Source organism: Xanthomonas campestris pv. asclepiadis, assembly GCF_020784175.1.
GTDB classification, from domain to species: domain Bacteria; phylum Pseudomonadota; class Gammaproteobacteria; order Xanthomonadales; family Xanthomonadaceae; genus Xanthomonas; species Xanthomonas campestris_D.
Genome location: NZ_JAJGQM010000049.1, coordinates 25,987 through 37,196 on the forward strand (window position 1 = coordinate 25,987; position 11,210 = coordinate 37,196).

9 protein-coding genes are annotated in these 11,210 nt (G+C 65.8%); 8 read left to right on the forward strand and 1 reads right to left on the reverse strand.

Features of this window, described 5'->3' with window-relative positions; genetic code table 11:
- Positions 1–7: 7 nt before the first annotated feature.
- Both LL972_RS17885 and LL972_RS17890 read left to right on the forward strand, forming a co-directional pair.
- Positions 8–1,339 (forward strand): metallophosphoesterase, encoded by a 1,332-nt coding sequence (locus LL972_RS17885; RefSeq protein ID WP_429002187.1) that lies wholly within the window; start codon positions 8–10, stop codon positions 1,337–1,339.
- A gap of 243 nt (positions 1,340–1,582) precedes the next feature.
- A complete protein-coding gene (locus tag LL972_RS17890) occupies positions 1,583–2,290 on the forward strand; it encodes a glycosyltransferase family 32 protein (RefSeq protein WP_228328738.1) in 708 nt (235 codons plus the stop codon).
- A gap of 255 nt (positions 2,291–2,545) precedes the next feature.
- Here LL972_RS17890 and LL972_RS17895 read toward each other — a convergent pair whose 3' ends face one another.
- Positions 2,546–4,042, reverse strand: coding sequence for an aminotransferase class III-fold pyridoxal phosphate-dependent enzyme (locus tag LL972_RS17895; RefSeq protein ID WP_228328739.1), 1,497 nt, complete (start codon positions 4,040–4,042; stop codon positions 2,546–2,548).
- A 121-nt stretch (positions 4,043–4,163) separates the two neighbouring features.
- On the opposite strand from LL972_RS17895, the gene LL972_RS17900 reads away from it, so the two are divergent.
- From LL972_RS17900 to secF, 6 genes are all read left to right on the forward strand, one after another.
- Positions 4,164–4,595, forward strand: coding sequence for an Lrp/AsnC family transcriptional regulator (locus LL972_RS17900; RefSeq protein ID WP_228328740.1), 432 nt, complete (start codon positions 4,164–4,166; stop codon positions 4,593–4,595).
- Positions 4,596–4,799: 204 nt separating this feature from the next.
- Positions 4,800–5,870 (forward strand): tRNA preQ1(34) S-adenosylmethionine ribosyltransferase-isomerase QueA, encoded by a 1,071-nt coding sequence (gene queA / locus LL972_RS17905; RefSeq protein WP_228328741.1) that lies wholly within the window; start codon positions 4,800–4,802, stop codon positions 5,868–5,870.
- Between the two features lie 69 nt (positions 5,871–5,939).
- A complete protein-coding gene (gene tgt / locus LL972_RS17910) occupies positions 5,940–7,085 on the forward strand; it encodes a tRNA guanosine(34) transglycosylase Tgt (protein WP_119128602.1) in 1,146 nt (381 codons plus the stop codon).
- Between the two features lie 131 nt (positions 7,086–7,216).
- Positions 7,217–7,570 (forward strand): preprotein translocase subunit YajC, encoded by a 354-nt coding sequence (gene yajC / locus LL972_RS17915; protein WP_104533651.1) that lies wholly within the window; start codon positions 7,217–7,219, stop codon positions 7,568–7,570.
- A gap of 186 nt (positions 7,571–7,756) precedes the next feature.
- On the forward strand, positions 7,757–9,601 hold the full coding sequence (gene secD, locus LL972_RS17920) for a protein translocase subunit SecD (RefSeq protein ID WP_039516458.1): 1,845 nt from the start codon (positions 7,757–7,759) through the stop codon (positions 9,599–9,601).
- A 111-nt stretch (positions 9,602–9,712) separates the two neighbouring features.
- Complete coding sequence (gene secF, locus LL972_RS17925; protein WP_228328742.1) at positions 9,713–10,681, forward strand: protein translocase subunit SecF; 969 nt, start codon at positions 9,713–9,715, stop codon at positions 10,679–10,681.
- The last annotated feature ends 529 nt before the right edge of the window (positions 10,682–11,210 follow it).

An 11,210-nucleotide genomic window follows, 5' to 3' on the forward strand; every position in this document is an offset into this window, starting at 1 on the left:
GGTGGCGATGGCGGGCACGCAATCGTTCGCCGCCGAGCGCGCGGCCGAAACCAACACCCAGGTGCCGGCCGGCTCCACCCACTATGTGGCCGACGGCTTCCCGGACCGCATCGTCGCCACGCCCGCGCAGGCGGCGGCGTCCGGTTTCGCGGTGGCCTGGCGTACCGATGCCAGCGTCGACCAGCCGTGGCTGGAACTGGTGGTCGCCGGCGACTCGCCCGATGTGGGCACACCGCGCCGCATCCGCGCCAGCACCGCCACGTTGACCAGCGAAAACGGCAGCTCGCATCACCACCGCGCCGATATCGACGGGCTGACGCCGGACACGCTGTATGCCTACCGTGTGCAGGGCAACCACACCTGGGGCGCATGGAATCATTTCCGCACTGCCGCCACAGCGGATACGCCGCTGACGCTGCTGTATTTCGGCGACACCCAGAACAAGAACCTCAGCCTGGTCTCGCGGGTGATCCGCCAGGCCTGGCGCTCGGCGCCGGACGCCAGGCTGGCCCTGTTCGCCGGCGACCTGGTCAGCGGCAAGGACGGCCAGGACGACAACGAATGGGCCGAGTGGTTCGACGCCGGGCGCTGGTTACTGGAAGGCACCGCCGTGGCACCGGCGCCGGGCAATCACGAGTATCACGAAGAAGGCGAGGGCACCCCGCAGGCCACGCGCACGCTTGGCACCCATTGGCCGGTGACCTTCGCCCTGCCGCGTAACGGGCCGTCGGCCACCGCACGCACCAGCTACTGGTTCGACTATCAGGGCGTGCGCATCGCCGTGCTCGATGGCACCTCTGTACTGGATCTGGGCACCGGCCCGGCACAGGCGCAGTGGCTGGACACCGTACTGGCCGACAACCCGCACCCGTGGTCGATCGTGCTGATCCACCAGCCGTTCTTTTCTCCGCGCGCCGATCGCGAGAACGAGAAGCTGGTGGAGCAGGTGCTGCCGGTGATCCGCCGCCACAAGGTCGATCTGGTGCTGCAGGGCCACGACCACACCTACGGCAGGCGCGGCGATGCGGCTGGGCAGGCCACGCCGGTGTTCGTGGTCTCGGTGGCCGGGCCCAAGCAGTACCGGCTCTCGGACATGGCGCGCAAGACCATGCGTCCGGTCGGCGAAGACACCCAGCTCTACCAGGTGCTTCGCATCGACAACCACACCTTGCATTACGAGTCGCGCACCGCCACCGGGCGTCTCTACGATGCATTCGAGCTGGAGCGCGACAGCGATGGCGGCAAGCGACTGGTGGAGCAGGAAGCCGGACGCATTGCGCCGCGCGATTGCCCGCGTAGCGCAACCCTGAAGGGACGTGCAGACCGGTGTTGGGAGTAACAGGGGTGTCACAGAACCGCAGCGGTCGGCGGGGTTTGCTGCGCCGGATGACGACTGTGTGAGCAAACTTCGGTTCTGCATTGATTTTGCGAATGGCGGGCAAGCGTAACCATTTAAAATTGTTAATTACGTCACACTAATAATGAGACTACTGTTATGGCTGACCGGATCTCCATCCGGGTAGCCGGCTTCGATGCGGTGCTGCGATGGAGAGTCTGGCTCCCCCAGCCCCGAGAAGCCCCCATGATTCCCCACGTGTTCCATCTCACTGCGCCGACCAAGCACCTGCTTTGGGAAGAGCGCAAAATCCAGGCCCGTCTGCAGCGGCTGCTGCCGGGCTGGACCTGCCATGTCTGGGACGACGCCGACAACTCCGCACTGATGCGGCGCGCGTTTCCGGAATTCGCCGACCGCTATGAAGCGATCCGCTTCGGTGTGATGAAGGCCGATATCGCTCGCTGCGCCTACATGCATACCTATGGCGGGTTCTATTTCGACACCGACTACAAGCTGCTGCGCACGCTTGGCGCGGACATGCTGGCACAGCAATGCGTGCTGCCGATCGAAGAAGGCGCGCCCGGCAACGAGCAGTTCAAGATCGGCAATGCGGTGTTCGGCTCTGAGGCGGGACATCCGTTCTGGCGCGCCTTCATCGAGCACATCTTCGCCACGCATGCGCCTGAGACGCTGGAAGACCATCGGCAGATTCCGATGATTTCCGGTCCGCGCGGATTGACGCGTTTCTACAACGCGCACGCCGGCGAGTTTGCCGGCATCGTGTTCCCGGCGCGCGATGCGTTCCATCCGGATCGCACCTGGTTCGGCCTCGGCCATCGTGGCGGCACGGTCGCGGTGGGCTCGCATCTGTGCTGGGCGTCCTGGCGCGGCAAGTCGCCACGCCGGGCAGTGACCAATTACCTGCGTCGCAAGCTGAGCGCCGTGCCGATCTGATCGGGGCGAGCGGCAACCCTGCCGCGCGCAACGCCGATGGCGCGCGGTAGATCCCCTGGAGCGGTCGCGCCTGTCTGGCAGGCGCGCAGGGACTGCATGGGTCGCCTTGAATGTGAGCGGCTTATAAAACCGTTGCTCTCATCGACCGGTGAGCGCGGCCGGTGTGCGGAATCAGCGTGTACCGCCCGGATACCGAAGATCCTACGCGCCGTCCGCTCCCCCCGGACGACTGCTCGTCACTTCCGGCAGTGGCTCTCAGGCTGCCTCGGCCTGGGCTTGGCGCGGACCTTCCTTCAGCGCACGCGCGATCAATCCAACCAGCAGATCCAGCTCGTCTTCGTCCATCGCAAAGTGCGGGGTGAAGCGCAGCGAATTCTCGCCGCCATGGATCACGTTGACGCCGCGATGGCGCAGCCACTCTTCGGTGGAGCCAGCGCCGTAGCACTTGAATTGCGGCGCCAGCTCGCAGGAGAACAGCAGCCCGGTGCCCTGCACCTTGGTGATCAAACCGCCCAGCTCGGACTGCAGTGACTGCAGCTTGGCGATCGCCTGCGCGCCGCGGGCGCGGATGTTGTCGCGCACCTGCGGGGTGAACAACGCCAGCGTGGCGCAGGCGACATCCAGCGCACGCGGATTGGTGGTCATGGTGTTGCCGTAGGTGCCCTTGCGATACACCTGCGCGGCGTGTTCGGTCACTGCCAGCACCGACAGCGGGTACTGCGCGGCGTTGAGCGCCTTGGAATAGGTCTCCAGGTCCGGCGGGTCGAGCTGCTCGAAGCCGGGGTAATCCACCACCGACAGCACGCCGTGCGCGCGCAGGCCGGCCTGGATCGAATCCACCAGCAGCAGGCTGCCATGCAGGCGGGTCAGTTCGCGCGCCGCGGCATAGAACGCGGCCGGCAATGCGCGGCCCGGGTCGCCTTCGCCCATCACCGGCTCCAGGAACACCGCCTCGATGAACCAGTGATTGCGCGCGGCCTCGTCGAAGGCGCGCTGCAGCGCCGCCACGTCGTACGGCGCGATCGCGATCACCGAGTCTTCGTCGCGGTAGCTGGCCAGATACTTGGTGTAGGTCTTGCGGCTGGAATCGGAATACAGGCCGGGGCGGTCGGTACGGCCATGGAAGCTGCCCTTGACCACCACGCGCTTGATGCTGGCGCCGGCGTGACGCGCGCCCGGGTCGGTGTGCAGCTTGGCGTTGGTATCGACGATGCGCGCGGCCAGGCCGACCGCTTCGGAACCGGAGTTGAGACACATGAAGCGTGCGAACGGACAGCCGCCACGGGTATGGCCGATCTCGGCGCGCAAGGCGCGGTCGAGCCGGCGCTGCGCCAGGCTGGGGGTCATCACATTGGCCATCACCTGCGGACGCGCCATCGCCTCGAGCACCGGCGCGGGGGTGTGGCCGAAGCCGAGCATGCCGTAGCCGCCGGCGTCGTACAGCACCGCGCCCTTGAGCGTGATCACCCAGGGGCCGCGCGCGGCCAGCGCCACGTACGGGGTTACCGCATCGTCGGCATAGAAGTTGATGAAGCCGTCCTGCACCGCACTGATCTGTGCGTCTTCGTCCAGGTCCAGCAGGTCGGCGGCCTCGGCGCGCACCAGCGCGTACTCGGCGGCCGCCGCGTCGATGGCGCGTGCAAGATCCGGGTGGTTGGCGGCCAGACGCGCGATGCTGGCATCGTCCAGGCCATCGGTCAGGCGGCGGCCGGCGTGGGCACGCAGCGGGGCGAGCGGGGCGAGGACGGACATGGCGCATCTCCTGCAAGGTGGCGTTCCCTTCCTATTATCGGCAGAAGATCGGCGTTTGGCAGCGTGAATCCGGGCAGGAAGTCGGGTATTTTCGTCGAATCGACGAACCAATTGGGCAAAAGTGAAAATCACTCCCTCCGACGAACGCCTGCTGTCGCTGCTGCGCGAGGACGCGCGCGCCTCCACCGCGCAGATTGCGCGCCGGCTCGGGCTGTCGCGCACCACCGTGCAGAGCCGGATCGAAAAACTCGAACGCGACGGCGTGATCAGCGGCTATACCGTGCGCACCCACGACGCCTACGAACAGGGCCTTATCCGCGCGCATATCCTGATCACCGTGCTGCCCAAGAAGATGCCGGCCGTGGTCAAGGCGCTGCGCGATATCCCGCAGGTGCGCCTGCTGCACTCGGTCAGCGGCGCCTACGACCTGATCGCCCTGGGCGTGGTCGGCGGCGTCAACGAGATGGACGTGCTCACCGACGCCATCGGCGCGATCGACGGCGTGGAGCGCACGACGACGTCGATCATTTTGTCAACGAAGTTTGAGCGGTGAGAGGCCGGGATTGGAAATTGGGGATTAGGGATTCGTAACAGCGGGCCGGTTTGCGTCCCAAACGTTCCGGTACGCGGATCCTGCTCTTGCGAATCTCCAATCCCGAATCTCCAATCCCCGCCGCACTGCGAATCCCCAATCCCGAATCTCCAATCCCGGCCGCAGTTACAATATGCGGCTCCTCAGCCATCCAATCCTGCGGCCTTGAAGAAGTCCGATTTCAACTATTCGCTGCCCGACGAGCTGATTGCCCAGGCGCCGTTGGCCGAGCGGGCGGCCAGCCGCTTGCTGGTGGTGCCGCCGTCGCCGCAGGCGCTGGTCGACCGCCAGGTGCGGGATCTGCCCGAGCTGCTGCAGCCGGGCGATCTGCTGATCTTCAACGATACCCGGGTGATTCCGGCGCGCCTGTTCGGGCAGAAGGCCAGTGGCGGGCGGGTGGAAATCCTGATCGAGCGCCTGCTCGGCGAGCGCGAGGCGCGGGTGCAGATCGGCGCCAGCAAGTCGCCCAAGGCCGGCAGCCTGATCGCGCTGGATGCCGGCGGCCAGGCCGAGGTGCTGGGCCGCGACGGCGAGTTCTATCTGCTGCGCTTCGAGATCCCCACACCGCTGGAGCACTGGCTGCTGGAAGCCGGGCAACTGCCGCTGCCGCCGTACATCCGCCGCGAGCCGGGTGTGGAAGACCGCGAGCGCTACCAGACCGTGTTCGCCCGCGAGGTCGGCGCGGTTGCCGCGCCCACGGCCGGCCTGCATTTCGACGAGGCGCTGCTGGCGCAGCTGCGCGAGCGCGGGGGGGAGTTCGGCCATGTCACCCTGCACGTGGGTGCCGGTACCTTCCAGCCGGTGCGCGTGGACGCGCTCGATCAGCACGTGATGCATACCGAATGGCTCAATGTCGGCGCTGCGCTGGTCGAGCAGGTGCGGCGCACGCGTGCGCGTGGCGGCCGCGTCATCGCGGTGGGAACCACGGTGGTGCGCTCGCTGGAGAGCGCCTGGCGCATCACCGATGCCGCGCCCGAGGGCGAGTTGCTGCCGTTTGCCGGCGAAACCCAGATCTTCATCCTGCCCGGCTACCGCATCCGCAGCGTCGACGCGATGGTCACCAATTTCCATCTGCCCGAAAGCACCCTGCTGATGATGGTCTCGGCCTTCGCCGGCCGCGAGCGCATCTTCGCCGCCTATCAACACGCCATCGAACAGCGCTATCGCTTCTTTTCGTATGGCGATGCGATGTTGCTGTGGAGCAGGGATTGGGGAGTCGGGAGTGGGGATTCGTAACAGCACTCCGCTCGCCGCCTTCTCGCTTTTGCCAATCCCGAATCCCCAATTTCCAATCCCGGCCTTTCAATGTCCCGACTCCAGTTCCAGCTCCAAGCCACCGACGGCCATGCCCGCCGTGGGCGCCTGACCTTTCCGCGTGGCACCGTCGAGACGCCGGCATTCATGCCGGTGGGCACCTATGGCTCGGTCAAGGGCATCCTGCCCGAGCAGATCCGCGCGCTGGGGGCGGAGATCATCCTGGGCAATACCTTCCACCTGTATCTGCGTCCGGGCCTGGAGGTGATCGGCGACCACGGCGGGCTGCACGGGTTCGCGCGCTGGGACGGGCCGATCCTCACCGATTCGGGCGGGTTCCAGGTGTTCTCGCTGGCGCATCGCCGCAAGATCACCGAGCAGGGCGTCACCTTCGCCTCGCCGACCGATGGTGCGCGGGTGTTCCTGGGCCCGGAAGAGAGCATGCAGATCCAGAAGGTGCTCGATTCGGACATCGTGATGATCTTCGACGAATGCACGCCGTACCCGGCCACCGAAGAGGTGGCGCGGCGCTCGATGGAACTGAGCCTGCGCTGGGCGCAGCGCTCGCGGCAGGCGCATGACGGGCTGGGCAACGATGCGGCGCTGTTCGGCATCGTGCAGGGCGGGGTGCATCCGGACCTGCGCAGCCGCTCGCTGGACGGGCTGCAGGGCATCGGGTTCGACGGCTACGCCATCGGCGGGCTGGCGGTGGGCGAGCCGGAGCACGAGCGCAACGCGATGCTGGAACACCTGCATCCGCGCCTGCCGGCCGAGCGCCCGCGCTATCTGATGGGCGTGGGCCGGCCGGAGGACCTGGTCGAAGGCGTGGCGCGTGGCGTGGACATGTTCGACTGCGTCATGCCGACCCGCAATGCGCGCAACGGGCATTACTTCACCTCCTTCGGCACCGTGCGCATCCGCAACGCCAGGTACGAACGCGACCTGGACACCATCGAGCCGGGCTGCGGCTGCCATGCCTGCAGCAGCGGCTACACGCGCTCCTACCTGCGCCATCTGGACCGCTGCAACGAGATGCTGGCGCCGATGCTGGGCACCCTGCACAACCTCTGGTACTACGAGAAGTTGATGGCCGACCTGCGTGCGGCGATCGCGGCGGGAACCTTTGCGCAGTTCCGGCGGTCCTTCTATGCGGCACGCGGCGCCACCACGCCGCCGTTGCCGGGGGAAACCAGCTGAGACCGGCCGTCCGCGCCCCGCGCGGACGGTTTGGAACCTGCATGGCATAATTCCCGGCTGTTCCGCTCCGGCGGTACCTGAATAGCGAGCGGGCCGGTTGGCGCGCTGGCACCAAAACTAGGACGCATTGAATGAATCTGCTCGATTTCCTGATCCCCGTCGCCCAGGCGCAGGCCACTGGCGGCGCGCCGGCGCCCGGCCCGATGGGAAGCCTGTCCACCTTCGCGCTGCCGATCATCCTGATCGCGGTCATGTACTTCCTGATGATCCGCCCGCAGATGAAGCGCCAGAAGGAGCACAAGTCGCTGCTGGACAAGCTGGCGCGTGGCGACGAAGTCATCACCTCCGGCGGCGTGGCGGGCGTGATCACCGATATCGGCGACAACTTCATCACCGTGGAAGTGGCCGACAACGTGCGCATCCGCGTGCAGAAGAGTGCCGTGGGCCACGTGCTGCCCAAGGGCACGCTGAAGTCAGCCAACTAAGCGGCAACCAACCCGCTGCGCCCACTGTCAGGTGGGCGCAGTCGGTGCCGCGAACCGGCGCTGAGCGCGCTGCTCCGTGGCACCGCCGCATCCACCTGACGACCGCTGGCGACGTTGTGTTGGCCGCCTGAAGTCGTTCTCACTGCTAGGCGCGCCGCCGGGATGGTGTCGCGCGGGACTGTCGCAATGCTCGAATTTCCTCGCTGGAAGTATTTCCTGATCCTGCTGGTGCTGGCGGTCAGCGCGTTGTACGCGTTGCCCAACATCTACCAGAAGGACCCGTCCGTGCAGATCACCGCCAGCCGCGGTGCCCAGCTCGACGACGCCTTGCGCAGCCGCATCGACGCCGACCTCAAGGCCGCCGGCATCACGCCGAAGGCCGTCACCCGGGAAGGCGACAGCCTGATGGTGCGCCTGCCCAACCTGCAGGCACAGACCCGCGCCAACGACGTGCTGCGCCAGCAACTGGGCGAGAACTACACGGTGGCGCTGAATCTGGCCTCGACCGTGCCGGACTGGCTGGCCAAGCTGGGCGGCCGGCCGATGGTGCTGGGCCTGGACCTGGTCGGCGGCGTGCACTTCGCCATGCAGGTGGACCAGAAGGCCGCGCTGGAAAAGCGCCTGGACGGCTTTGCCGAAGACATTCGCACCACGCTGCGCGATGGCCGTATCGCCTATCGCTCGGTCGAGCGCCGTGGCGACAACAGCATCCAGGTCAGCCTGAGCGAAGGCGCCAGCGTCGACGCCGCGCGCACCGCGCTGGCTAAGTCGCAGCCGACGCTGACCTACGACGTTAGCGGCCAGAACATCTCGGTCAAGGTGCCGGAGGCCGAACTCAAGCAGATCGCCAGCGGCGCGATCGAGCAGAACCTCACCACCTTGCGTAACCGTGTCAACGCGCTGGGCGTGTCCGAACCGACCATCCAGCGCCAAGGCGAAGACCGCATCGTGGTCGAACTGCCCGGCCTGCAGGACACCGCCGAGGCCAAGCGCCTGATCGGCGCCACTGCCTCGCTGGAATTCCGCGCGGTGGTCGAAGGCAATGCCGAAGACGCGGTGCGCAGCGGCAGCATCCCGCCGGAAGCCAAGGTCTACCGCGTGCGCGATACCGGCGCACCGGTGCTGCTCAACAAGCGCGCGCTGGTGACCGGCGACCAGATGGTCAGCGCCAGCGTCAGCACCGACCAGAACGGCATGCCGGCGGTGGCGGTGACGCTCAACAACGTCGCCGGCCAGCGCATGCTGGACTACACCAGCGCCAACGTCGGCAAGCTGATGTCGGTGGTCTATATCGAGCGCATTCCCACCGTCAGCATGGTCGACGGCAAGGAAGTGCGCAGCGTGCGGGTCAAGGAAGAGGCGCTGTCGCCGACCCGCATCGCCGGCGTGTTCGGCAAGAACTTCCAGACCACCGGCCTGGAGAAGGTGGAGGCGGAGAACCTGGCCAAGCTGCTGAAATCCGGTTCGCTGGCCGCACCGATGGATTTCGTCGAGGAATACGTGATCGGCCCGAGCCTGGGCGCGGAGAACGTGGAGCGCGGCGTCACTGCGGTGATCTACTCGTTCCTGTTCACGCTGGTGTTCTTCACCGTCTACTACCGCGTGTTCGGTGCGATCACCTCGGTGGCGCTGCTGTTCAACCTGCTGATCGTGGTGGCGGTGATGTCGCTGTTCGGCGCCACCATGACGCTGCCGGGGTTTGCCGGCTTGGCCTTGTCGGTGGGCCTGTCGGTGGACGCCAACGTGCTGATCAACGAGCGTATCCGCGAGGAGCTGCGCCTGGGCGTGCCGGCCAAATCGGCGATTGCGGCCGGTTATGAAAAGGCCGGCGGCACCATCCTGGACGCCAACCTCACCGGCCTGATCGTGGCGGTGGCCTTGTACGCGTTCGGCACCGGCCCGTTGAAGGGCTTCGCGCTGACCATGATGATCGGTATCTTCGCCTCGATGTTCACCGCGATCACAGTGTCGCGTGCGCTGGCGGTGCTGATCTACGGCCGCCGCAAGAAGCTGAAGACCGTCGCCATCTGAGATGCGAGCCCGGCCTTGTCCCTGCAGCGCGCTGCAGGGGCGGGCGATGAATCCCTTCGCAAGCGTTGCGCATCCTGACGGTGCGCAACGTCTAAACGGAAGATCTTTTCCATGAAATTGTTCCCGCTCCATCTCATTCCCAACGACACCAAGATCGACTTCATGCGCCTGCGCAAGCCGGTGCTGCTCCTGATGCTGGTGATCGCGGTGGCCTCTGTCGGCGTCATCGTCGGCAAGGGCTTCAACTACGCGCTGGAATTCACCGGCGGCACGCTGGTGCAGACCTCGTTCCAGAAGACCGTGGACGTGGATCAGGTGCGCGAGCAGCTGTCCAAGGCCGGCTTCGAGAACGCCCAGGTGCAGAACGCACGTGGCGGCAACGAAGTGATGATCCGCCTGCAGGCGCGCGAGCAGCACAACAACCGCGACGATGCCGCCAGCAGCGTGGCCGAAGAAGTGCGCAAGGCCGTCAGCACCGAGCAGAACCCCGCCACCGTGCAGCCGGGCGAATTCGTCGGCCCGCAGGTCGGCAAGGACCTGGCCTTGAACGGCGTGTACGCCACGGTGTTCATGCTGGTGGGCTTTCTGATCTACATCGCCTTCCGCTTCGAGTGGAAGTTCGCGGTGGTTGCCAGCCTGACCGCCTTGTTCGACCTGCTGGTCACGGTGGCCTTCGTGTCGCTGACCGGCCGCGAGTTCGACCTGACCGTGCTGGCCGGCCTGTTGTCGGTGATGGGCTTTGCCATCAACGACATCATCGTGGTGTTCGACCGCGTGCGCGAGAACTTCCGCGCGTTGCGGGTGGAGCCGCTGGAAGTGCTGAACCGCTCGATCAACCAGACGCTGTCGCGCACGGTGATCACCGCGGTGATGTTCTTCCTGTCGGCACTGGCGTTGTACATCTACGGCGGTGAGTCGATGGAAGGCCTGGCCGAGACGCACATGATTGGCGCGGTGATCGTGGTGATCTCCTCGGTGATCGTGGCAGTGCCGATGCTGAGCATCGGACCGTTTGCGGTGACCAAGCAGGATCTGCTGCCCAAGGCCAAGGACGTGGAGGCGCTGGCGCGTCGTCCTTGATCGGTTGGCAAAAGGTGTGACGAAAAAACCGCGCATTGCGCGGTTTTTTTGTTTCTGGCGTTGGGCGTCGTGACTGCACGGTTATTCAATGTGACGCCACTACTCAAGATATTGAGCACTAGGGATTTTGTCGGACACGTGATGCCGATCGATACGCAGTACGTTGCGGGAGAGAGCCGCTGGCCAGGATGAAGCGCCGTATCCAACTGAGACACGCCTGTTCGGTGCGCAGGCTGTAGTGCCGAACGCGCAAGCGGTCGCGCACTTGATAGAGCAACTGCGTCGGCGGACGTGCGTTTACGCCATTGTTTTAGGGGGTGTATTTCATACGCCTGTGTCCTTGCTGGATAAAACTAGAAACCGCGCAAAGGTAGAGTCCGCTTGCCGTCGCGTAATCCCGTAATCGCGGCTAGGATTTCCCCATTCACAAATCGCCAGCGATCGAAGATACTTAGGGAAGGTCTGAACAACGAGGCCTGAGAGTGCGGGATATCGCGTCGTTCCGGAGAGTCGCGTTTGGATTTTTGGA